General features: G+C 66.3%; 20 protein-coding genes and 1 tRNA gene. 10 read left to right on the forward strand and 11 right to left on the reverse strand.

Annotated features, from left to right (window positions below; all coding sequences use genetic code 11):
- Positions 1-3 precede the first annotated feature (3 nt).
- Complete coding sequence (locus ACEI37_RS24805; RefSeq protein ID WP_373378567.1) at positions 4-1,725, reverse strand: proline--tRNA ligase; 1,722 nt, start codon at positions 1,723-1,725, stop codon at positions 4-6.
- A gap of 193 nt (positions 1,726-1,918) precedes the next feature.
- Between ACEI37_RS24805 and ACEI37_RS24810 the strand changes: the two genes are divergently transcribed.
- Positions 1,919-2,602, forward strand: a complete 684-nt coding sequence (locus tag ACEI37_RS24810) for an RNA pyrophosphohydrolase (protein ID WP_111519110.1) — start codon at positions 1,919-1,921, stop codon at positions 2,600-2,602.
- Positions 2,595-3,176 carry a CNP1-like family protein gene (locus ACEI37_RS24815; RefSeq protein ID WP_373378568.1) on the forward strand — a complete coding sequence of 194 codons (582 nt, stop codon included), beginning with the start codon at positions 2,595-2,597 and terminating at the stop codon, positions 3,174-3,176. Before ACEI37_RS24810 ends, ACEI37_RS24815 begins: the two co-directional genes overlap by 8 nt.
- 80 nt (positions 3,177-3,256) lie before the next feature.
- On the opposite strand, the gene proB is transcribed toward ACEI37_RS24815, so the two are convergent.
- The 4 genes from proB to rplU form a co-directional block, all read right to left on the reverse strand.
- Positions 3,257-4,375 carry a glutamate 5-kinase gene (gene proB / locus ACEI37_RS24820; protein WP_373378569.1) on the reverse strand — a complete coding sequence of 373 codons (1,119 nt, stop codon included), beginning with the start codon at positions 4,373-4,375 and terminating at the stop codon, positions 3,257-3,259.
- Positions 4,376-4,422: 47 nt separating this feature from the next.
- Positions 4,423-5,520 (reverse strand): GTPase ObgE, encoded by a 1,098-nt coding sequence (gene obgE / locus ACEI37_RS24825; RefSeq protein WP_062801793.1) that lies wholly within the window; start codon positions 5,518-5,520, stop codon positions 4,423-4,425.
- 113 nt (positions 5,521-5,633) lie between these two features.
- On the reverse strand, positions 5,634-5,894 hold the full coding sequence (rpmA, locus tag ACEI37_RS24830) for a 50S ribosomal protein L27 (RefSeq protein WP_012353931.1): 261 nt from the start codon (positions 5,892-5,894) through the stop codon (positions 5,634-5,636).
- Between the two features lie 39 nt (positions 5,895-5,933).
- The gene (gene rplU, locus ACEI37_RS24835) at positions 5,934-6,245 is read right to left on the reverse strand and encodes a 50S ribosomal protein L21 (RefSeq protein WP_006576525.1); all 312 of its coding nucleotides are present in this window, start codon (positions 6,243-6,245) and stop codon (positions 5,934-5,936) included.
- 481 nt (positions 6,246-6,726) lie between these two features.
- Between rplU and ispB the strand changes: the two genes are divergently transcribed.
- Together ispB and ACEI37_RS24845 are read left to right on the forward strand one after the other, a co-directional pair.
- Entirely contained in the window at positions 6,727-7,656 is a 930-nt protein-coding gene (gene ispB / locus ACEI37_RS24840; protein ID WP_092306243.1) for an octaprenyl diphosphate synthase, read from the forward strand.
- A gap of 106 nt (positions 7,657-7,762) precedes the next feature.
- A tRNA-Pro gene (locus ACEI37_RS24845) sits at positions 7,763-7,839 on the forward strand.
- Positions 7,840-7,900: 61 nt separating this feature from the next.
- Here ACEI37_RS24845 and ACEI37_RS24850 read toward each other — a convergent pair.
- Together ACEI37_RS24850 and ACEI37_RS24855 are read right to left on the reverse strand one after the other, a co-directional pair.
- Entirely contained in the window at positions 7,901-8,221 is a 321-nt protein-coding gene (locus ACEI37_RS24850; protein WP_373378570.1) for a helix-turn-helix domain-containing protein, read from the reverse strand.
- On the reverse strand, positions 8,202-8,618 hold the full coding sequence (locus ACEI37_RS24855) for a type II toxin-antitoxin system RelE/ParE family toxin (RefSeq protein ID WP_373378571.1): 417 nt from the start codon (positions 8,616-8,618) through the stop codon (positions 8,202-8,204). Before ACEI37_RS24855 ends, ACEI37_RS24850 begins: the two co-directional genes overlap by 20 nt.
- Before the next feature lie 244 nt (positions 8,619-8,862).
- Between ACEI37_RS24855 and pilB the strand changes: the two genes are divergently transcribed.
- From pilB to ACEI37_RS24885, 6 genes are all read left to right on the forward strand, one after another.
- Positions 8,863-10,587 carry a type IV-A pilus assembly ATPase PilB gene (pilB, locus tag ACEI37_RS24860; RefSeq protein ID WP_373378572.1) on the forward strand — a complete coding sequence of 575 codons (1,725 nt, stop codon included), beginning with the start codon at positions 8,863-8,865 and terminating at the stop codon, positions 10,585-10,587.
- 65 nt (positions 10,588-10,652) lie between these two features.
- The gene (locus tag ACEI37_RS24865) at positions 10,653-11,924 is read left to right on the forward strand and encodes a type II secretion system F family protein (protein WP_025583719.1); all 1,272 of its coding nucleotides are present in this window, start codon (positions 10,653-10,655) and stop codon (positions 11,922-11,924) included.
- A 3-nt stretch (positions 11,925-11,927) separates the two neighbouring features.
- Positions 11,928-12,827, forward strand: a complete 900-nt coding sequence (locus ACEI37_RS24870) for an A24 family peptidase (protein WP_373378573.1) — start codon at positions 11,928-11,930, stop codon at positions 12,825-12,827.
- 83 nt (positions 12,828-12,910) lie between these two features.
- Positions 12,911-13,537 carry a dephospho-CoA kinase gene (gene coaE, locus ACEI37_RS24875; protein WP_373378574.1) on the forward strand — a complete coding sequence of 209 codons (627 nt, stop codon included), beginning with the start codon at positions 12,911-12,913 and terminating at the stop codon, positions 13,535-13,537.
- Between the two features lie 219 nt (positions 13,538-13,756).
- Positions 13,757-14,515: a cell division protein ZapD gene (gene zapD / locus ACEI37_RS24880; protein ID WP_373378575.1), complete on the forward strand. Its 759-nt coding sequence runs from the start codon at positions 13,757-13,759 to the stop codon at positions 14,513-14,515.
- A gap of 17 nt (positions 14,516-14,532) precedes the next feature.
- Positions 14,533-14,721 carry a DNA gyrase inhibitor YacG gene (locus ACEI37_RS24885; RefSeq protein WP_373378576.1) on the forward strand — a complete coding sequence of 63 codons (189 nt, stop codon included), beginning with the start codon at positions 14,533-14,535 and terminating at the stop codon, positions 14,719-14,721.
- A 25-nt stretch (positions 14,722-14,746) separates the two neighbouring features.
- On the opposite strand, the gene ACEI37_RS24890 is transcribed toward ACEI37_RS24885, so the two are convergent.
- The 4 genes from ACEI37_RS24890 to argJ all read right to left on the reverse strand — a co-directional run bounded on the left by ACEI37_RS24890 (position 14,747) and on the right by argJ (position 19,533).
- The gene (locus ACEI37_RS24890) at positions 14,747-16,786 is read right to left on the reverse strand and encodes an OPT family oligopeptide transporter (protein ID WP_373378577.1); all 2,040 of its coding nucleotides are present in this window, start codon (positions 16,784-16,786) and stop codon (positions 14,747-14,749) included.
- A gap of 90 nt (positions 16,787-16,876) precedes the next feature.
- Positions 16,877-17,323 (reverse strand): NUDIX domain-containing protein, encoded by a 447-nt coding sequence (locus tag ACEI37_RS24895; protein WP_373378578.1) that lies wholly within the window; start codon positions 17,321-17,323, stop codon positions 16,877-16,879.
- Positions 17,320-18,225 carry an ATP-binding protein gene (locus ACEI37_RS24900; RefSeq protein ID WP_373378579.1) on the reverse strand — a complete coding sequence of 302 codons (906 nt, stop codon included), beginning with the start codon at positions 18,223-18,225 and terminating at the stop codon, positions 17,320-17,322. Before ACEI37_RS24900 ends, ACEI37_RS24895 begins: the two co-directional genes overlap by 4 nt.
- A gap of 69 nt (positions 18,226-18,294) precedes the next feature.
- Complete coding sequence (gene argJ, locus ACEI37_RS24905; RefSeq protein ID WP_373378580.1) at positions 18,295-19,533, reverse strand: bifunctional glutamate N-acetyltransferase/amino-acid acetyltransferase ArgJ; 1,239 nt, start codon at positions 19,531-19,533, stop codon at positions 18,295-18,297.
- Between the last annotated feature and the right edge of the window lie 69 nt (positions 19,534-19,602).

The raw sequence follows: 19,602 nt of genomic DNA on the forward strand, positions 1-19,602 counted from the left end.
GTCTCAGTTCGCCAGCAGGTTGCGCACGTGGGCGACCACCTCGGCCACGCCGACGGCGGTGGCCTGCGCGTCGCGCCGGCCCTGGTACTCGACCTTGCCTTCCTTCAGGCCGCGGTCACCGACCACCACGCGGTGCGGCACGCCGATCAGCTCCCAGTCGGCAAACATCACGCCCGGGCGCTCGCCGCGGTCGTCGAGGATCACGTCGACGCCGGCGGCCAGCAGCTCGGCATGGATGCGGTCGGCCTCGGCCTTGACGGCCTCGGAGCGGTCATAGCCCACCGGGCAGATCACCACCGCGAACGGGGCGATCGCGGCCGGCCAGATGATGCCGCGCTCGTCGAAGTTCTGCTCGATTGCCGCGCCCAGGATGCGGGTGATGCCGATGCCGTAGCAGCCCATCTGCATCGGCTGGGTCTTGCCGTTCTCGTCGAGGAAGGTGGCGTTCATCGATTCCGAGTAGCGCGTGCCCAGCATGAACACGTGGCCCACCTCGATGCCGCGGCAGATCTCCAGCGTGCCCTGGCCGTCCGGCGAGGCGTCGCCCGCCACCACGTTGCGCAGGTCGGCCACGATCGGCTCGGGCAGGTCGCGGCCCCAGTTGACGCCGGTGTAGTGGTAGTCGCGGTAGTTGGCGCCGCAGACGAAGTCGCTCATGTTGGCGACGGTGCGGTCGGCCACCACCTTGACCGGCTTCTTCATGTCGATCGGGCCCAGGTAGCCAGGCGGCGAGCCGAAGGCTTCGACGATCTCGTTCTCGGTGGCGAAGCGGAACTCGGCCAGCCCCGGCACCTTGGAGGCCTTGATCTCGTTCAGCTCGTGGTCGGCGCGGATCAGCAGCAGCCAGATCTGGACGCCGGCCTCGCCCTCGGTGGCCAGCACGATCGACTTGACGTTGGTCTCGAGCGGGATGTTCAGGAATTCGGCCACTTGCTCGCACTTGACCTTCTCCGGGGTGAAGGTCTTGACCAGGTCCTGCGTGGGCGCGGCGCGCTCGGCCAGCAGCGGCAGCGCCTCGGCGGCCTCCATGTTGGCGGCGTAGGCCGAGGTCGGGCAGTAGACGATGGCGTCTTCGCCGGTTTCGGCGATCACGTGGAACTCATGCGAGCCCGAGCCGCCGATGGCGCCGTTGTCGGCCGCCACGGCGCGGAATTCCAGCCCGAAGCGGCGGAAGATGCGCACGTAGGCGTCGTACATGTTCTCGTACGACTTGCGCAGGCCGTCGGTGTCGCGGTCGAAGGAATAGGCGTCCTTCATGGTGAACTCGCGCCCGCGCATGATGCCGAAGCGCGGCCGGCGCTCGTCGCGGAACTTGGTCTGGATCTGGTAGAAATTGAGCGGCAGCTGCTTGTAGCTGCGGATATCGCTGCGTGCGATGTCGGTCACCACCTCCTCGGAGGTGGGCTGGACCGCGAAGTCGCGCTCATGGCGGTCCTTCAGGCGCAGCAGTTCGGGGCCCATCTTGTCCCAGCGGCCGGTCTCCTGCCACAGTTCGGCCGGCTGGATCACCGGCATGGACAGCTCCACCGCGCCGGCGCGGTTCATTTCCTCGCGCACGATGTTCTCCACCTTGCGGATCACGCGCAGCCCGACCGGCATGTAGGTGTAGATGCCGGCGCCCAGCTTCTTGATCATGCCGGCGCGCATCATCAGCTTGTGCGAAACGATTTCCGCGTCGGCGGGCGCTTCCTTGAGGGTGGAAATGAAGAATTGCGAGGCTTTCATCCGTAATTTCTCTCTGGGCCGCCGAGGCCGGAAAAATCCGTCCCGGCACAATCCGGGGGGCTGGCGGCGCTGAATTATGCGCACGCGCCTGAAACTGCCCTTCTGCTCGGGGAAAACCACCATCCCCCGGTCCGGGCCCGGCTGCGCGCTTCCTTTATAATCAGCGTAATTCTAAAGGATTCGAGGTGCAGTCATGCTCGATCGTGAAGGCTTTCGCCCGAACGTCGGCATCATCCTCCTCAACGCAAGAAACGAGGTTTTCTGGGGCAAGCGAATCGGCGAACACTCCTGGCAGTTTCCGCAGGGCGGCATCAAGTACGGCGAAACGCCGGAACAGGCCATGTACCGCGAACTGCATGAGGAAATCGGCCTGCTTCCGGAGCACGTCAGGATCGTCGGTCGCACGCGCGACTGGCTGCGTTACGAGGTGCCGGACAAGTTCATCCGCCGCGAGATCCGCGGCCACTACAAGGGCCAGAAACAAATCTGGTTCCTGCTGCGCATGGCCGGCAGGGACTGCGACATCCACCTGCGCGCCACCGAGCACCCGGAGTTCGATGCCTGGCGCTGGAGCCATTACTGGGTGCCGCTCGAGGCCGTGATCGAGTTCAAGCGCGATGTCTACCAGATGGCGCTGACGGAATTGTCGCGCTTCCTGAACCGGCACCCGCGCGTGCCGCTCAGCCCGTATGGAACACATGGCAACCATGGCGCCCACGGCGTGCACGGGCGCCACGGCGGACCGCGCGGCCAGGCGTTGAGCCGGGCGCAGGCCGCGCAGCAGGCCGATGCCGACGGCAATGCCGAAGCCCCGGCCACGGCCGACTACGTTTCGCCGGCGACGCCGGTATCCACTTCACGGAGCACTGATGACTAGTTTGACCGGCGTGGGCCGCCGCGGCGGCCTGAGCGCTGCCGGATTGCTGCTTGCCGCGGCCAGCCTGGCGCTGGCCGGCTGCAAGACCACCGGCAAGGAGATGGCCGAGGAAGAAAGCACCTGGAACAATCCGTTCGCGCCCAAGACCTTCGAGGAAGCCAAGGCCATGCTGCCGCCGTTACCGCAGGAGGCCAACCTGATTCCGTTCTCGGTGGCCGGCACCGGCACGTTGTCGTTCGCGGTGGACAGCAAGTCGATCTCGGTGGGCAAGGACAACGTGGTGCGCTATACCGCCGTCACCACCAGCCAGAGCGGCGCCCGCAACGTGACCTTCGAAGGCATGCGCTGCGACGTGTTCGAGCGCAAGCTGTACGCGACCCTGCCCCCCGGCGCCACCGAGTGGGTGCCCAACACCAGCGACTACGGCGAGACCTGGCACCGCATGCAGACCGGGGTCCGCAACGCCTACGCTGCCACACTGGCGATCGATTTCTTCTGCGAGGGCCGCACCGTGGCCGGCAAGCCCGCGGACATGGTGCGCGAGCTGCAATCGCGCGCGCCGCAAAAGCGCTGACGCAACCGCTGACGCAAGCGGTGCAGGCATAAAAAAACGGCGGGACTGCCAGGCAGTCCCGCCGTTTTTGCTTGCGTCGCTCAGACCAGCACCAGGTTGTCGCGATGGATCAGTTCGGGCTCGTTCAGGTGGCCGAGCACGGATTCGATCTCGGACGACGGCTTGCGCGCGATCAGCCGCGCCTCCGCGCTGGAATAGTTGGTGATGCCGCGCGCCACCTCCTTGCCCTGCGCATCGACGCAGGCGATCACCTCGCCGCGGGCGAATTCGCCCTGCACCTCGACCACGCCGATCGGCAGCAGCGACTTGCCGCCGCTGGTCAGCTTCTCGACCGCGCCGTTGTCGATCACCACGCGCCCGCGCAGTTGCAGGTGGTCGGCCATCCATTGCTTGCGTGCCGTCAGCCGGCCGGTCGGCGCCAGCAACTGGGTGCCGATCGCCTCGCCGGCCGCCAGGCGCTCCAGCACATTGGCCTCGCGGCCCGAGGCGATGGCGGTATGCGCGCCCGACTTGGCCGCGCGCTTGGCCGCCAGGATCTTGGTCAGCATGCCGCCGCGGCCGATCGAGGTGCCGGCGCCGCCGGCCATGGCTTCCAGCTCGGGCGTGCCGGCCAGCGCCTCGTCGACGAACTGCGCGGCCGGGTCCTTGCGCGGATCGGCGGTGTACAGGCCGCGCTGGTCGGTCAGGATCACCAGCGCGTCGCCTTCGATCAGGTTGGTGACCAGCGCACCCAGCGTATCGTTGTCGCCGAACTTGATTTCGTCGGTGACCACGGTGTCGTTCTCGTTGATGATCGGCACCACGCCCAGCGACAACAGCGTCAGCAGCGTGGAGCGGGCGTTCAGGTAGCGCTCGCGGTCGGCCAGGTCGGCGTGGGTCAGCAGCACCTGCGCGGTGCGGATGCCATAGCGGGTGAACTGGCTCTCATAGACCTGCGCCAGCCCCATCTGGCCGACCGCCGCGGCGGCCTGCAGTTCATGGATTTCCTTCGGGCGGCGCACCCAGCCCAGCCGCTGCATGCCTTCGGCAATGGCGCCGGAACTGACCAGCACCACTTCCTTGCCGGCCACGCGCAGCTTGGCGATCTGGGCCGCCCAGCGGGCGATGGCGTCGTGGTCCAGCCCCTTGCCGTCGTTGGTAACCAGGCTGGAGCCCACTTTGACGACGATGCGCTTTGCCTGCGCGATGACCGATTGCATGGTGGAAATCCTGTCTCCGGAGTTCGTTCGGAACCGCTGGTTCTTGTTTATGCCTCGCGCTGGTCCTGGTCGACGTTATGCAGGCGGTCGTCCAGGCGGATGTCCGGCTCTGCCAGCGCCGCGGCCTCTTCGGCCTTGATCGCCTGCAGGTGGTCCTTGATCGCGTAGATCAGCTCGCGGCAGCCTTCGCCGGTGAGCGCCGAGATCTGGAACACCGGACCCTTCCATTTGTAGCGCTTGAGGAAGTCCTTCACCTTCGCCGCGCGTTCGTCCTCGGGCACCATGTCGAGCTTGTTCAGCACCAGCCAGCGCGGCTTTTCATACAGGGTCTCGTCGTACTTCTTCAGCTCGTTGACGATGGCCTTGGCCTCGGCGACCGGGTCCACCGCCTCGTCGAACGGCGCCAGGTCGACGATATGCAGCAGCAGCCCGGTGCGCTGCAGGTGGCGCAGGAACTGGTGTCCCAGCCCCGCGCCCTCGGCCGCGCCTTCGATCAGGCCGGGAATGTCGGCAACCACGAACGATTGCTCATGGTCCACGCGCACCACGCCCAGGTTGGGATGCAGCGTGGTGAACGGATAGTCCGCCACCTTGGGGCGCGCGTTGGAGATATGCGAGATAAAGGTCGACTTGCCGGCGTTGGGCATGCCCAGCAGGCCGACGTCGGCCAGCACCTTCAGCTCGAGCTTGAGCATGCGGCGCTCGCCCGGCTTGCCGTCGACCTGCTGGCGCGGCGCGCGGTTGGTACTGGACTTGAAGTGCAGGTTGCCCCAGCCGCCCATGCCGCCTTCGGCCAGGCACACGCGCTGGCCGTGCTCGGTCAGGTCGGCGATGACCTCGCCGGTGTCCATGTCGGTGATCAGCGTGCCCACCGGCATGCGCAGCGTGATGTCTTCGCCGGCGGCGCCATAGCAATCGGAGCCGCGGCCGTTCTCGCCGTTCTTCGCCACATGCTTCTTGGCGTAGCGGAAATCGATCAGCGTATTGATATTGCGGTCCGCCACGGCGAACACGCTGCCGCCCCGGCCGCCGTCGCCACCATCCGGGCCGCCGAAGGGCACAAACTTTTCGCGCCGGAACGAGGCGCTGCCATTGCCGCCGTTGCCGGCGATGGCTTCGATTCGGGCTTCGTCGATGAACTTCATGATGGGTTTTCCGTGAGGGATCGGCAGATCCGGGGGACCGGCGTAGTTTACTTCGCCAGAAAAGAAAAAGCCCCGCAAGCGTTGCGGGGCCTTTCGTCCTGCAAAGGCTGTTATCAGGCCGCCGGAACGACGCTGACTTGCTGCTTCTTGGCAGGGCCCTTGACGGCGAACTGCACGTGGCCGTCGATCAGGGCGAACAGCGTGTGGTCCTTGCCCACGCCGACGTTGTCGCCGGCATGCACGCGGGTACCGCGCTGGCGCACGATGATGCCGCCGGCGTTGATGGCCTGGCCACCAAACACCTTCACGCCCAGACGCTTCGATTCGGAATCACGGCCGTTCCGCGTGGAACCGCCGCCTTTTTTCTGTGCCATGTCTTACTCCTGTCGCTTTACCGGATTACGCTCGATCGATCAGGCAACGATCGCTTCGATGCGCAGTTCGGTGTAATTCTGACGATGGCCCTGACGCTTCTGGTAGTGCTTGCGACGGCGCATCTTGAAGATCTTCACCTTGTCGTGACGACCCTGGGAGATAACGGTAGCCTTGACGGAAGCCCCGCTCACCAGCGGCGTACCAAACTTGATTTGGTCGCCGGCGCCCACTGCGAGCACCTGGTCGAGCGTGATTTCTGCGCCAATGTCTGCCGGTATCTGTTCTACTTTCAGTTTTTCGCCAGCAGCAACCTTGTATTGCTTGCCGCCGGTTTTTACGACCGCGTACATTGTCGAACCTCTCGGATGTGAATAAAACGCCGAAACCGCGCGATGCGGCCCGGTTATCTCCCACCGGCAAGGACCCGCAAGGCGAGCTACTACCGGAGGAAACCGGGAATTGTAAACGAGATCGGGTAAAACCGCAAAGAAAACAGACACATAGCCTGTGAGCGGCGCGGCCGGCACAATCGGCGGCCGCTGCGGATCAGGTCAGGTCGGCGAGCAGGAACCCCGCCAGTGCGGCAAACGCCACCCACAAGGCGGTGCGGCGCAGTTGGCGGCGAGGTAGGGGCTTGTCCATGGCTGCAATTATAGTGGCGCCTCTGATCGGCGCCGCGGCGCGCATACCCCTGAGCCCATCGCCCGGCAATCTATGCGGGGCATGCGTAGAACGCCGCGTGCATCGCATATAATCGACCGGTTTTGCGTAACGGTGAACATCTTGTCCCAGCCTTCCGCCACTGCCTTGCTTGCCCCGGTCGCTGCAGACATGCGCGCGGTCGATGCTGTTATTCGCCAGCGGCTGTCCTCAGAAGTCCCGCTAATCGAACAGATCGGCGAATACATCATCGGTGCCGGCGGCAAGCGCCTGCGCCCGGTGATCCTGCTGCTGACGGCGCGCGCGCTGGGCTACGACGGCAACCGTCACCATGAGCTGGCCGCCGTCGTGGAATTTATCCACACCGCCACCCTGCTGCACGACGATGTGGTCGACGAGTCCGAGCTGCGGCGCGGGCGCGATACCGCCAACGCCGTGTTCGGCAATGCCGCCAGCGTGCTGGTGGGCGACTTCCTCTATTCGCGCGCGTTCCAGATGATGGTCGATGCCGGCAGCATGCGCATCATGGAAATCCTGTCGAACGCGACCAACGTGATCGCCGAGGGCGAAGTGCTGCAGCTGCTGAACATGCACGATCCCGACGTCACCGTCGAGCGCTACCTCCAGGTGATCCGCTACAAGACCGCCAAGCTGTTCGAGGCCGCCGCGCAACTGGGTGCGGTGCTGTCCGGCGCCGACGCGCAGATGGAAGAAGCCGCCGCCGAATACGGCCGCCGCATCGGCACCGCGTTCCAGCTGATCGACGACATGCTCGACTACACCGCCAGCGCCGAGCAGATGGGCAAAAACGCCGGCGACGACCTGCGCGAAGGCAAGCCCACCCTGCCGCTGCTGCACCTGCTGGAACACGGCACCGCCGAGCAGCGCCAGCTGGCCCGCGACGCGATCGTGCAGGGCGGCACCGAGCATTTCGACGCGGTCTTTGCCGCTATTCATGCGAGCGGCGCGCTCGAGGTTACCTTCGAAGCCGCACGGCGCGAGGCGGAAGCCGCCGAGCAGGCGGCACGGCAGTTCCCGCCGTCCGAGCTGAAAGAAACGCTGATCCAGCTCTGCGCGTTCTCGCTGCAGCGGCAGTCCTGAGGCCGAACGAGTGGCGTTTTCCTCCGCCCTCTTCCATTCCCAAAAAAACGCTGCTAAACTTACGTTCTTTGCTGCTGACGCCAAAATGTCTGCCGGCAAACCAAATCGGGGTGTAGCTTAGCCTGGTAGAGCGCTACGTTCGGGACGTAGAGGCCGGAGGTTCGAATCCTCTCACCCCGACCAGATTTAGAAAGCCGAATCAACGAAAGTTGGTTCGGCTTTTTGTCTTTCTACCCCTCCCTCCTCAGCTCTTGATGGCTTTGCGCCGTCGTTTGAATGCTTTCAGCTCCGCCACGGAGAAAAGCTGGCTGCGCCCGACTTCCGCCCGTGGAGCCAGCTTGCCATCGCGCACCAGCCGGCGAAAGGTAGCCATCGAGATTTCGAGGTATTGGGCAGCCTCTGCCGCGGTGAAATCCTCTTCAGCCAGATGGCCGAAGACTTCCTCGTGCGAGAAATTCTCGTCACCAAAGGCCTGCTGCCCGATCAGTGTGAAGAACCTGACGCGCTCCCGCGGGGGCAACTCGCCGAGGGCATGCAGCAGATCTTCAGCCGTCATCGTGTCCATTCCTTTCTGCTTTCAGGTATTTCTTGAGCTCGTCATAGAAGTTCTCATGCGAGCCCACCTTGTAGAAATCGATCCATAGGACTTCAAGTGCCCCGCCTTTCGCGTTGAACTCGTGCGGCAGTGCCCGGTAGGCGATCAGGTATTGCTGCCGGTTGAACCGGAATTTGTGCACCCGGATGCCACCCAAGTCCCCGATCTTCGCTTCCCCCAGCTCGCGCGCCGCACAGAGCTCCTCAACCTCGTCTTCGATCGCCAGTTGCAGCGGCTTGTTTGTGCCTTCTTGACGAACTGTGCGAAAGGCTTCTTGTAGTTCCGCCTCATGCGATGTTATGCATTCAATTTTGATTCTATAACAGATCAGACTACGCCGGACGTCGACGAGCCACCATGCCGACAAGCATGGCTGGCCTGCGACCCATGGGGATTGGGGCAATTCTCAAATTGCCGTGACGCTGTGTTCGCGGCCCCGTGGGACTTGGCCCTGCGCATTAGGGTTGCGCCGGTGTCGCGCAAACGCCAATACGTCCCGCCGTCGCCTTTACAAAAAGTGACCCCATCGGCAAACTGCCCCGATCCCTAGAAGCGGGCTCGTCTCGTCCTGCCCTGTCCGCGGACACTGCTCCAATCACTGCGCACCTGCCATGACACTCGGACTTGCCCTGGCCCAGAGCCGGCGTATCGCGCCCGCCCTGCTTGCTCAGCTGGAGCAGGCCGCGCGTGAAAAGCAATCGCAGCTGATCGACGAGATCGTCGGCAGCGGCACCATGAGCGCGCACGACCTGGCGCTGTTTGCCGCCGACAAGTACCAGCTGCCGCTGCTGGACCTGGCCCAGTACAACCTTTCCAAGGTGCCGCCGGCGCTGGCCGGCAACCGTGAATTCCATGCCCACCGGCTGCTGCCGCTGGGCCGGCGCGACAACCGCCTGGTGCTGGCGCTGTCCGATCCGTCCAACCAGGCCGGCCTGGACGCGATCCGCGACAAGTACAAGCTGCCGGTCGAAGCGGTGGTGGTCGAGCACGACAAGCTGATGAAGCATGTGCGCGCCGCCGGCGAGGCGCTGGGCACGCTGAAGAACATCTCGCCGGTGCAGGCCGAGCGCAAGATGATCGAATACGATCCGGTCGCCGCCGCCGCCAACCCGCGCAACCGCACCACGGCCGACAACATCGACGATGCCCCGGTGGTGCGCTTCCTGCAGAAGCTGCTGACCGAGGCCTTCCACCGCGGCGCCTCGGACCTGCACTTCGAACCGTTCGAAACCTTCTACCGCATCCGCTTTCGTGTCGATGGCGTGCTGCAGGAGGTCGCGCGCCCGCCGCTGGATATCCGCGACAAGATCGCTACCCGGATCAAGGTGCTGTCGCGGCTGGATATCTCTGAAAAGCGCGTGCCGCAGGACGGCCGCATGAAGCTGCTGATCGCGCTGCCCAAGGACAAGGATGCCAAGGAAACCGTCGAGAAGGCGGTGGACTTCCGCGTGTCGACGCTGCCGACGCTGTTCGGCGAGAAGATCGTGATGCGGATCCTGGAATCGTCGTCCGACAAGCTCGACATCGACCAGCTCGGCTATGAGCCCGAGCAGAAGGCGCTGCTGCTGGACGTGATCAAGCGCCCCTACGGCATGGTGCTGGTGACCGGCCCCACCGGCAGCGGCAAGACCGTGTCGCTGTACACCTTCCTGAACCTGCTGAACCAGGGCGACATCAATATCTCGACGGCCGAGGATCCTGCCGAAATCCAGCTGCCGGGCATCAACCAGGTCAACGTCAACGACAAGGCCGGGCTGACCTTCGCCACCGCGCTGCGCTCGTTCCTGCGCCAGGATCCGGACATCATCATGGTCGGCGAGATCCGCGACCTGGAAACCGCCGACATCTCCATCAAGGCCGCACAGACCGGCCACCTGGTGTTGTCGACGCTGCACACCAACGACGCGCCGACCACGCTGACACGCCTGATGAACATGGGCGTGGCCGCCTTCAATATTGCGTCGAGCGTGCTGATGATCACGGCGCAGCGGCTGGCGCGGCGCCTGTGCAGCTGCAAGCGCGAGGGCGAGATCCCGCGCGAGGCCTTGCTGGAAGCGGGCTTCCGCGAGCATGACCTGGACGGCAGCTGGCAGCCCTACCACCCGGTCGGCTGCGAGCGCTGCAACGGCAGCGGCTACAAGGGCCGCTGCGGCATCTACCAGGTGATGCCGATCACCGAGGCCATGCAGGAGATCATCCTGGCGCACGGCACCGCGCTACAGATTGCCGAGCAGGCGCGCAAGGACGGCGTGCTATCGTTGCGCGAAGCGGGGTTGCTGAAGGTCAGGCAGGGCGTCACGTCACTCGAAGAAGTGCTGGCGACCACGAACACGTAGGCAAGCAAGACACAACGTAAATACAAGACGCACAACAAGCGTCATTGTCATCGGGGGTCAATAACATGGCGACGCGCGCACCAGCAGCGGGCGCCCGGACGGGGGCACCGTCACGGGCCAAATCGGGGAAGGGACGCAAGGCCCCCACCCAGTACATCTTCGAGTGGGAAGGCAAGGACCGCAAGGGCAAGACCTTCACCGGCGAACTGCGTGCCGAAAACCAGGCCGAGGTCACCGCCACGCTGCGCAAGCAAGGCCTGACCATCGTCAGGCTGAAGAAGCGCAAGGCCGCGCGCGGCCGCAAGATCACCGAGAAGGACATCGCCTACTTCACCCGGCAGCTGTCGACCATGCTCAAGGCCGGCATCCCGCTGCTGCAGTCGATCGACATCATCGCGCGCGGGCACGTGAACCCCAACTTCACCCAGCTGCTGTCCGACATCCGCTTCGACATCGAGGCCGGCAGCAGCATGGCCGCCGCGTTCCGCCGCCATCCGAAATACTTCGACACGCTGTACTGCAACCTGATCGATGCCGGCGAACAGGGCGGCATCCTGGACTCGCTGCTGGAGCGCCTGTCGCTCTACATGGAAAAGACCATCGCGCTGAAGGGGCAGATCAAGTCCGCGATGATCTACCCGATCGCGGTGCTGACTGTGGCCTTTGCCGTCACGGTGATTTTGATGCTGTTCGTGATCCCGGCGTTCAAGGGCGTGTTCTCCAGCTTCGGCGCCAATCTGCCCGCGCCGACGCTGCTGGTGATCGCGATCTCGGACTTCTTCGTGCAGTACTGGTACCTGGTAATCGGCGCGCCGGTGGCCGGCATCAGCTTCTATCTGCGCGCGCTGAAGAAATCCGAGAAGGTGCAGCGGGCCACCGACCGCGCGCTGCTGAAGCTGCCGATCTTCGGCAGCCTGTTCCGCAAGGCCGTGATCGCGCGCTGGACCCGGACCCTGGCGACGATGTTCGCGGCCGGCACGCCGCTGGTGGAGTCGATGGAATCCGTGGCTGGCGCCGCCGGCAACTGGGTCTACTACGACGCCACGCGCGAGATCGAGCAGTCGGTGCGCATCGGCACCAGCCTGACCAACGCGATGCAGGCGACCCATGTGTTCGACAACATGGTGCTGCAGATGACGCAGATCGGCGAGGAATCCGGCGCGCTGGACAACATGCTGCTGAAGGTCGCGGAGTTCTACGAGCGCGAGGTCGACGATGCCGTCGCCGCCATCTCCAGCCTGATCGAGCCGCTGATCATCGTGGTGCTGGGCGTGCTGATCGGCGGCATGGTGGTGGCGATGTACCTGCCGATCTTCAAGCTGGGACAGGTGGTGTAAGCGATGCAGGCTGTGTGGTCCGCTTCCCCTTATCCCACCGGCACCGCCCCGCTGCTGCAAGCGCTGGCGGCGCTGCCGCCGGTGTTTTTGGTGGCGGCAGCTGCGCTGCTGGGGCTGGTGGTCGGCAGCTTCCTCAATGTGGTGATCCACCGCGTGCCGCGCATGATGGAGCGCGAAGAGGCCAACTACATTGCCGAGCTGCGCGGCGACCCGCTGCCCTACCCCGGCCGCTACAACCTGATGGTGCCGCGCTCGGCCTGCCCGCATTGCGGCCACCAAATCGCCCCGTGGGAAAACGTGCCGGTGCTGAGCTACCTGTTCCTGCGCGGGCGCTGCTCGGCATGCAAGGCGCCGATCAGCGTGCGCTATCCGCTGGTGGAGCTGGCCTGCGGCGTGCTGAGCGCGCTGGTGGCATGGCGCTTCGGCCCGAACGCGCAGGCGCTGGCCGCGCTGGTGCTGGTGTGGGGACTGCTGGCGCTGACCATGATCGATGCCGATACGCAATTGCTGCCGGACCAGATCACGCTGCCGCTGCTGTGGATCGGCCTGCTGCTGAACCTGGCCGGCCTGTACGTGGCGCTGCCCGACGCGGTAATCGGCGCCGCCGCCGGCTACCTGGTGCTGTGGATCGCCTACTGGCTGTTCCGGCTGCTGCGCGGCAAGGAAGGCATGGGCTTCGGCGACTTCAAGCTGATGGCTGCGCTCGGCGCCTGGTTCGGCTGGCAGGCGCTGCCGGCGCTGGTGCTGCTGTCGTCGGTGGCCGGCGTGCTGTTCGGGCTGGCCAATATCGCACTGCGCCGGCAGGAGCGCGACACGCCGTTCCCGTTCGGGCCCTTCATCGCGCTGGCCGGCGTGGTGGTGCTGCTGTTCGGCCCCGGGGTGCTGCCGCTGTTTGCCTGGTGATGGCCGCGCGGCCGGGAACAGGACACAGGCGAAGCGGCCGAAGCTGGTATCGTTGCGGCAACGACGTCTGACAGAAACCTCACATGCTGGAAATCGGACTGACCGGCGGCATCGGCAGCGGCAAGACCCGCGTGGCCGACATGTTCGCCGCGCGCGGCGCCGCGATCATCGATACCGACCTGCTCGCGCACGAGATCACCGCCCCGGGCGGCCGCGCCATGCCGGCGCTGGTAGAAGCCTTCGGCCCCGCCTGCCTGCGCCCGGACGGCGCCATGGATCGCGACGCGATGCGCGCGCTGGTGTTTGCCAACCCTGACGCCAAGGCGCGGCTCGAAGCCATCACGCACCCGCTGATCCGCGCGCTGACCACCGAACGCGCGCAGTCCATCCGCGATGCCGGCGCGCATCCCTACCTGATCTATGTGGTGCCGCTGCTGGTGGAATCGGGCTCGTGGCGCGAGCGCGTGGGACGCGTGCTGGTGGTCGACTGCACCGAAGCCACGCAGGTGGCCCGCGTGATGTCGCGCAACGGCTTCAGCCGCGAACAGGTGCTGGCAATCATGGCCAGGCAGGCCACGCGCGCGGCGCGACTGGCAAGTGCCGACGACGTCATCGACAACGACGGGCCGGTGGAGGCGCTGGTGGCACAGGTCGACCGGCTCGACCGCTACTACCGTGAACTGTCGGCCGCGGGCACGGTCCATCCATAACGCACCGGCCCATGCCGTGGCGCATTGCATCATGCGCGCGACATTGTCGTCGGACCTGGTCTCGCATAGAATGCGCTGGAACATGCCGGGAAATCGCCGCATAGTGCCGCATAGTGCCGGTATTCCCGCCCGCATAGATCGCCCTTTCCGGTATTTCCCGGGCCTCATTCTGCACCGGGCCGCCCCTGAAGCGCCCGACGCCCTGCACGGACACAGCACTTGATTCTGTACGAATACCCTTTCAACGAACGCATCAGGACTCTCCTGCGGCTGGAGGACCTGTTCGATCGGCTGGAATACTTCCTCGGCCAGGATCATGCCCAGCAGCACCATGTCGCGCTGACCACGCTGTTCGAGATCATCGACGTCGCCGGCCGCGCCGACCTGAAGACCGACCTCATCAAGGAACTGGAGCGCCAGCGCCAGGCGCTGGCGCCGCTGCGCGCCAATCCGCAGATCGACCAGGACGCGCTCGACTCGGTCATCGGCGAGATCGAGCAGGGCATCAGCCTGCTCAACCAGACCGTGGGCAAGGCCGGGCAGCTGCTGACCGACAACGAGTGGCTGACCAGCATCCGCAGCCGCGCCATCATCCCCGGCGGCACCTGCGAGTTCGACCTGCCTGCGTACTATGCATGGCAGCATCGTCCCGCCGAAGACCGCCGCGCCGACATCCTGAAATGGGCGCGTCCGCTGGTGTCGCTGCGCATGGGCACCAGCATCGTGCTGCGGCTGCTGCGCGAAGCGGGCCAGAGCGGCAAGGTGATCGCCACCGGCGGCAGCTACCAGCAGATGCTGTCGGGCCGCAGCTACCAGCTGATGCAGGTCTACCTGGACGATTCGCTGCTGGCCTTCATCCCCGAGATGAGCGCCAACAAGTACATGCTGTGGGTGCGCTTCACGCAGCAGGACGGCGACCTGCGCCCGCGCTCGGTCGATGCCGATATCCCGTTCCTGCTGAAACTCTGCAATTTCTGAAGCCTGCGCTGAACGCCATGCCTGCTGTCGTCAAATGCCCCACCTGCGGCACCGAGGTGGCCTGGGTGACCGAAAACAAGTTCCGCCCGTTCTGTTCCGAGCGCTGCAAGCAGATCGATCTCGGCGCCTGGGCGTCGGAGAAGTACGTGATCGGCGGCAAGCCGGGCGAGACCTCCCCCGACAAGTCCGAAGACAAGGACGACTGAGGGCGCAACACCAGCGCCCCCTTCCTCAGTGCGCTGCCGCCAGCACGCGGCGATAGAAGCCCACGCACACCAGCACGAACACCGCCAGGCCCAGCCACTGCGCGGTCGCTTCAAACCCGCCCCCGACCACTGCCAGCGGCGCATCGCTGCCTGACAGGCCGATCACCGCGGCCAGCATCACGCCGACCAGGCTTTCGCCGACGATCAGGCCGGATGCCAGCAGTGTGCCGCGCCGTTCAGCGTGCTCCAGCGCAAGCTGCACGTCGTCGCCGCGCGCGGTGGCGCGGCGGCGCTCGGCGCGCAGCAGCAGCCACGACAGCACCGCACCCACCACCAGCGCCGAGCTGATCGTCGGCGGCAGGTAGATGCCGATGCCCACCGCCAGCACCGGCAGCCGCCCCGCACCGCCGCGGCGGCGCAGGATCTCGTCGATGGCGATCAGCACCACGCCCAGCCCGATGCCGATCAGGATCATGTTCCAGTTGAGCTGGTGGGTGAAGATGCCGGTGGCGATCGCGGTCATCAGCGTCGCCTGCGGAGCGGCCAGTGCCTGGTTCGGGTCCATGCCCGCACGCGGCAGCGCGCCGGCGAAGCCATACGCGCTGTAGAGCAGCTCGAGCACCGGCGGGATTACCGCGGCGCCGACCACGCAGCCGATCAGCAGCGCCACCTGCTGGCGCCACGGCGTCGCGCCCACCAGCCAGCCGGTCTTCAGGTCCTGCAGGTTGTCATTGGCGATGGACGCCACCGCCACCACCGCGGAGGTGGTGAAGATCGCCAGCGAGATCGCGAACTTGCCGCCCTCGGGCGTGGCCAGCAGGCCGTCTGCCTGGCCCGCCAGCAGGATCAGCAGCGACACCAGGATCACCGCGATGATGCCGATGCCCGAAATCGGGCTGGCCGACGAGCCCACCAGTCCGGCCATGTAGCCGCATGCCGCCGCCACCAGGAAGCCGAAGATAAACGCGAACACCACCGCGTAAACCACCAGGCGCCAGCGCGCCCCGCCACCGAGCGGCGCCGGCGCGAGGAACCAGGCGAACACTGTCACCAGCACCGCAAGCAGCCCAAGCATCACCAGCCCGATCCACTTCGCCGGCATGTCCTGCTGCGTGCGCGGCACGTTGCCCTGCCCCGCCGGGCCGGCCTGCAGCGCGCCGAACGAGGCGCGGATGCCATACAGCATGGGCTTGGCCAATGACAGCAGCGTCCAGATCGCGGCGATGCCGATGGTGCCGGCGCCGATAAAGCGTGCCTGCTGGCTCCACACCATGGTGCCGAAGGCCGACAGCGTGGCGCCATCCGGGCGCGGCGTGACCGCGGTCAGCCACGGCACCGCGACGCCCCAGGTCAGCACCAGCCCGAGCAGCATGGCGAGCCCGCCGACGATGCCGACCAGGTATCCCGCGCCCACCAGCGCCAGCGAAAAGCCCATCGACAGCCGCATCACCGAGGCGCCCGCCGACAGCCAGAAATTGGCGCCCTCGGCCAGCACGCGCAGCCCGCCGGCAGCGAAGCTGAACAGCCCCGCGACCAGGCCCCCGGCCATCAGGTCGGCCAGGCCGGTCGCCTGCGGCTTCTGGCCCGGCGCAGCTTCGGCCGGAGCGGCGCTGCCCACGCGCAGGATTTCCGCCGCCGCCACGCCCTCGGGATAAGGCAGCTCGCTCTGCACCACCATGGCATGGCGCAGCGGGATGCTGAACACCACGCCCAGCATGCCGCCGGCCGCGCAGATCGCCAGCGTCTGCCAGAACGGGAATCCCTGCCAGTGGCCCAGCATCACCAGCCCGGGCAGGATGAAGATGATCGACGACAGGGTGCCCGCGGCCGAGGCCTGCGTCTGCACCATGTTGTTTTCCAGGATGTTGGCGCCGGGGAAGAGCCGCAGCACGGCCATCGAGATCACCGCCGCGGGGATCGCCGACGAGAAGGTCAGGCCGACCTTCAGGCCCAGGTAGATATTGGAGGCGGTGAACACGACCGTGATCAGCGCACCGAGGATGATGCCGCGCAGGGTCAGTTCAGGCAGGGAAACGTCGTCGGCGATACGATCGACACGTAGCATGCAGGTTCCTTTCCTGTGGACCGGGCCGGCCGGCCCGGGCGGCGCACAAGCGGGCGCCGCGGCCGCTTGTCAGTAACGCGGACGGCAGGGTCAGCCGTTGCGCGCTTCCTCGTCCAGCCACGCCACCACGGGGATGGTGGCGGGCAGCAGCGGTCCCACCGTCACCGGCGTGCGCTGCCACGAGAAGGCCTGGCCTTCGCGGCCGACGGGTTCGCCCTGCCAGGCCGTGACCTTGCAGAAATGCAGCCGCACATAGGCGTGCGGGTAGTCATGTTCCAGGATGTGCCAGCGCTCGCATTGCGTGACATCAAGCCCAAGCTCTTCGTGCAGCTCGCGCGCCAGCGCTGCCTCCACCGACTCGCCCGGCTCCAGCTTGCCGCCGGGGAATTCCCAGTAGCCCTCATAGGGCTTGCCGGCCGGGCGCTGCGCCAGCAGGAAGCGGCCGTCGGGCTGCACCAGCACGCCGACCGCCACCTCGGTCACCTTGCGCGGCGGGTTGCCGCCCGTGATTGCGGGGTTTTGCGTCGCCGCGCTCATGCCTTGGCGTCCCCCGCGACATCGGCGATATACGGCTTGCCGTGCTTGCCGCCCCAGTCGCGCGCGAACTGCCAGGCCACGCGGCCCGAGCGCGAGCCGCGCTCCAGCGCCCACACCAGCGCGTCGCCGCGCGCGGCGGCGATGTCCTCGTCGGTGCAGCCGAAGTGCCGCAGCCAGTGGCCGACGATGGCCAGGTACTCGTCCTGCTTGGGCGGGTAGAACGACAGCCACAGCCCGAAGCGCTCGGACAGCGAGATCTTTTCTTCCACCACTTCGCCGGGGTGGATCTCGCCATCGTCGGTGTGGCGGTAGGTCTCGTTGTCCTTCATGTATTCCGGCAGCAGGTGCCGGCGATTGGACGTGGCGTAGATCAGCACGTTGTCCGACTGCGCTGCGACCGAGCCATCCAGCGCCGACTTGAGCGACTTGTAGCCCGACTCGCCTTCCTCGAACGACAGGTCGTCGCAGAAGATCACGAAGCGCTCGGGCCGCTGCGAGACCAGCTCGACGATATCGCCGAGGTCCCCCAGGTCGTCCTTGTCGACCTCGACCAGCCGCAGCCCGTCATTGACGAAGGCATTGAGGCAGGCCTTGATCAGCGACGACTTGCCGGTGCCGCGCGCGCCGGTCAGCAGCACGTTGTTGGCCGGCAGGCGGTTTACGAACTGGCGCGTATTGCCGACGATGGCATCCTTCTGGCGCTCGATGTTCTTCAGGTCGTCCAGGTGGATCGGCGGCAGCTGGCGGACCGGCTGCAGGTAGCCGATATTGCCGAACAGGCTCTGGCGCTTGCGCCAGCGGAACGCGACCGCCTCCTGCCAGTCCGCATCGCTCAGTTGCGGCGGCAGCCATTGTTCGAGTCGGGCGAGGAAGTTGTCGAGGCGGGCGGCGAGGTCAGACATGGCGGCGGGGCGGTGACAGGCAGGGAAAATCGATGTCCTTCCCGCGTGCGCGGGAAAAACTGGACAGACTCAGGAACGGTAGTCGGCGTTGATCGACACGTAGTCGTGCGACAGGTCGCAGGTCCACACGGTGGCTTCGGCATTGCCGCGGCCGAGCGCGATGCGCACGGTGATCTCGGCCTGCTTCATCACGCGCTGGCCGTCTTCCTCGCGGTAGTCGGGATTGCGGCCGCCGTCGCGCGCGACCCAGACGTCGTCCAGCCACAGGTTGACGCGGCCGACGTCGAGATCGTTGACGCCGGCGTAGCCCACCGCGGCCAGGATGCGGCCAAGGTTGGGGTCCGAGGCATAGAACGCGGTCTTGACCAGCGGCGAATGCGCCACCGCGTAGGCGATCTGGCGGCATTCCGCCACGTCCTTGCCGCCTTCGACGCGGATGGTGATCAGCTTGGTCGCGCCTTCGCCGTCGCGCACGATCATCTGCGCCAGCTCCTGCGCCAGGCTCGTCACCGCCTCGCGCAGCGCTTCGAAGGCCGGCCCTTCGGCGCGGTCGACCACGGCACCGGACTTGCCCGAGGCGATCAGCACGAAGGAGTCGTTGGTCGAGGTGTCGCCGTCGATGGTGATGCTGTTGAACGAGTGGTCGGCGGCGTGCGTCACCAGACCCTGCAGCACCGGCTGCGCCACGGCGGCATCCATGGCGATGAAGCCCAGCATGGTCGCCATGTTGGGGCGGATCATGCCGGCGCCCTTGCTGATGCCCGACAGCGTCACGGTCTTGCCGTCGATCTGCACCGTGCGCGATGCGACCTTGGGCTGGGTGTCGGTGGTCATGATCGCTTCCGCCGCGGCCAGCCAGTTGTCGGCGCCGGCGTTGGCGATGGCGGCGGGCAGCCCGGCCAGCAGGCGGTCCATCGGCAGTTGTTCGAGGATCACGCCGGTCGAGAACGGCAGCACCTGCGCGGCATCGATGCCCAGCTGCGCGGCCAGCGCGTCGCAAGTGGCGCGGGCGTTGGTCAGGCCCTGCTCGCCGGTGCCGGCGTTGGCATTGCCGGTGTTGACCACCAGCGCGCGGATGCCCTTGCCCGACTTCTCCGCAGCCGCCAAATGCTCGCGGCAAACCTGCACCGGCGCGGCGCAGAAGCGGTTGCTGGTGAATACACCGGCCACGGTGCTGCCTTCGGCCACGCGCACCACCAGCACGTCCTTGCGGTTGGCCTTGCGGATGCCCGCCTCGGCCCAGCCGAGCTCCACGCCGGCGACGGATTTCAGGTTCTCTGCCTGGGGCAGCGGAAGATTGACGGGCATGCAGGACTCCTCGATGTTGCTGCTAGCGACTTGCTGTCTCAGACGAACATGCCCGCGAAGGGCGGGCAT

Source organism: Cupriavidus nantongensis, assembly GCF_041726985.1.
Classification (GTDB): Bacteria; Pseudomonadota; Gammaproteobacteria; order Burkholderiales; family Burkholderiaceae; genus Cupriavidus; species Cupriavidus nantongensis_A.